The organism is Deltaproteobacteria bacterium (assembly GCA_016930875.1).
In the GTDB taxonomy this organism is placed as follows: domain Bacteria; phylum Desulfobacterota; class Desulfobacteria; order Desulfobacterales.
In genome coordinates, this window is sequence record JAFGFW010000127.1 from 1 (window position 1) to 2,878 (window position 2,878).

Consider the following 2,878-nt stretch of genomic DNA (forward strand, 5'->3'; position numbering starts at 1 on the left):
CCCAATGCCCCAATGCCAGGATTCTGTATATCGATCATCGATCACACTTCCGTTCACTGTTCAATTGCTGTTCAATATGTTCAATATAAATTGTCGGATCAGAAACTCCAGCTTCTTGAAACCCTTTCATTCTAAGAAGGCAGCTGTCACACTGACCACAGGCTTTTCCATCTGGTGATGGGTCGTAGCAACTGTGGGTCATGCCATAATCAATACCGAGTTCCGTGCCTTTCTGAATAATCTGGGCCTTGGTCATACGGATGAGAGGCGCTCTAATCCTTATCTTGGTTCTTCCTTCCACACCTGCCTTGGTCGCCAGGTTGGCCATACGCTCAAAGGCTTCAATGTACTCAGGGCGGCAATCCGGATATCCACTGTAATCGATAGCGTTTACTCCTATGAAAATATCCGATGCCCCAAGCACCTCCGCCCATGCCAAGGCATATGATAAAAATATGGTATTTCGCGCAGGAACATAAGTTACCGGAATTTTCTTCGACATCTCCTTTTCACTTCTGGCTTTTGGCACGTCAATGTCATCTGTCAGGGCTGAACCACCAAGTTTACCCAGATCAACATCAACGACCAAGCGTTGTTTCGATCCTAGTTTATCTGAGACTCTCTCGGCAGCCTGCAACTCTGCTGCATGACGTTGTCCATAACGAAAACTCAGATTATAGACCTCGTAACCCTCGTGCTTTGCGATGGCCATTGCGGTGGTTGAGTCAAGCCCTCCGCTAGAAAGGACTATGGCTTTCTTCTTATCACTCATTGACCAATAACGCCTCAGACCCCCCTCTGATGGGTGGGCCAGATGAACTTGTGGATTTGAAGGTGCAGCCTCACGTCCAACCGATCTTTCAAGATCCACTCTGCCACTGTCTTTGGCTCAATCTTGCCAAAAACAGGGGAAAGGTGAACCGGATGGTCTCTGCAAAAGCCGGAAGGCCGACTTTCCAGGATCTTCTTCGCAAATTCATAGTCCTTACGATCTGTGATGACAAATTTGACCTCATCATGGTCGGTCAACCTGTTCAGATTTTCCAGGTCATTCTGCCCGGATTCCCCACTTGAAGGACACTTGATGTCTACAATTTTCACGCAACGGGCATCGACCCTGCTGATGTCTTGACTACCATTTGTTTCCATCAAGACACGGTATCCGTCGGCTAGCAGACGATTGACCAGAACTGGTGTCTCTGGCTGAATTAAAGGTTCGCCACCTGTGATTTCAACTAGGGAACATTGGTAAGATGTGATTCGGTCTAAAATGTCGTCGATATCCAGTTCTTCGCCCTCATCGTAGGCATACTGCGTGTCACAGTAGGAGCATCTAAGATTACATCCGGTCAGCCTCACAAAAACACAACGACGGCCAGCATAGGTGGATTCACCCTGAATGCTATGGAAAATCTCGTTAACCTTCAGAGTCACACCTACTCCTCCCAATAGAAAGCGCCGGCCCCAGGGGTTTCACACACTTTGACCTTAGACACTTTCACGGAGTCAGTATTCAACTTCCCCCCCAACTCATGATACAGGAACTTTGCAATATTCTCGGATGTGGGATTCACTTCTTTAAATGCCGGCAAATCGTTAAGATTGAAATGGTCAAGACTTTCGAGGACATCCGTGACTCCCCGCTTTATCTCCCTGAAATCGATGCCGATTCCGATCCCATCTAACTCACTGCACTTCACATAAACTTCGATGATCCAGTTGTGCCCATGTACCCGAGAACAATCGCCCTGGTAACCTTTCAGAGAGTGGGCGGCAGAAAAATGGGTTTTTACATAGACTTCGAAGACTCCGGGCATATGTCCTCCCTGTGGACTTTCAGTTTGAAAGTGACTAGATATGTTTTTCTGTAACTTTCATAAGTTATGACCGGCCAAACGTGGTGAATAGCAAACGTCCTATCATCTCTAAGGACCCGGTGATCATACCACATTCACTGTGCCGGCACCATGTCATGTTCAGTGCTTATCCTTCCCAAATCCAACTCTGCTTCAACCCTCCATATCTCTCCGCCGCGACTGCAAGCTCTTCCGCAACCGCTCCACTGAGATGCGCAGGCTCCAAAACCTCAGCCTGCCTACCAGATATAAAAAGGGGCCGAGTCTACGTTTGACTCTTGTGCCAAGAGGGCCGTATCCTACCCACCCCTATTGCTCTCTTCAACTGCTTCTTCTGTGAAGCTCTCGCAGCGCTCGGCTTTTTCGGAACCCTTTCGGAAGAGTTTGCTTTCTCGGTTGCCGGCCAACAGGGGACCTAAGACGATTCTTGCGAATCAGGGCCTTGCGCTTTGTATCGCCGTATTTCCCGAATCTACCGCCCATAGGTTCATCCACTAGTGGGTTGCTCTGTGAGAGACACTTTTTTCCTCTCGCCCGCTCCCCTTCGACAAGCTCAGGGCCGGTCGCTCGAGCACGCAGAGGCTCAGAGAAAATATTTGTCCGATTCTTTGAGAGGAAGAATCAGACAAAAAACTCAGTCCGTCGGCGGAGCATGAACTGTGATCGTCATGCATATTGATTTAGGGGACGTTCGTGCAGAACATGCATAGTTCTTTGCGACCGCCTTGCCCTCTTTGGCCAGTTTTGAGAATCCGCAGCTTGCGCTTGGCATCGCCGTATTTTCCAAGTTCACCTCCCATGGACACTTTCAATCTTCGCATCAAAGTTATTCACCATAGTCAACTGGGTCCCCTAATTCCCCGATATCTTGCCAACCCGTATGCTTATAGAGCAGTAATCTTTAATCCAATGGGCGTCCCCGATCTGCCCGCAAAAGCAGTTTTTAGATGAAGGTGACGGAGAACCACAATCCAATCCCGAACACGATATGCAAGAAGAGCTGTTCAGCCCAGGCGAATCGG

At 48.7% G+C, this 2,878-nt stretch carries 3 protein-coding genes; all 3 read right to left on the reverse strand.

Going from position 1 to position 2,878, the window contains the following annotated elements:
* Positions 1-34: 34 nt before the first annotated feature.
* From queC to queD, 3 genes are read right to left on the reverse strand one after another with little or no spacing between them, the layout of a single operon-like run.
* Positions 35-772, reverse strand: a complete 738-nt coding sequence (gene queC, locus JW883_11390; GenBank protein ID MBN1842869.1) for a 7-cyano-7-deazaguanine synthase QueC — start codon at positions 770-772, stop codon at positions 35-37.
* Positions 773-786: 14 nt separating this feature from the next.
* Positions 787-1,434 (reverse strand): radical SAM protein, encoded by a 648-nt coding sequence (locus tag JW883_11395; protein ID MBN1842870.1) that lies wholly within the window; start codon positions 1,432-1,434, stop codon positions 787-789.
* A 2-nt stretch (positions 1,435-1,436) separates the two neighbouring features.
* Positions 1,437-1,817, reverse strand: a complete 381-nt coding sequence (gene queD, locus JW883_11400) for a 6-carboxytetrahydropterin synthase QueD (protein MBN1842871.1) — start codon at positions 1,815-1,817, stop codon at positions 1,437-1,439.
* Positions 1,818-2,878: the final 1,061 nt, after the last annotated feature.

Bases quoted from the DNA above. Each gene is read 5' to 3' on its own strand.
- queC (MBN1842869.1), bottom strand. From the start codon at position 772: ATGAGTGATAAGAAGAAAGCCATAGTCCTTTCTAGCGGAGGGCTTGAC.
- queD (MBN1842871.1), bottom strand. From the start codon at position 1,817: ATGCCCGGAGTCTTCGAAGTCTATGTAAAAACCCATTTTTCTGCCGCC.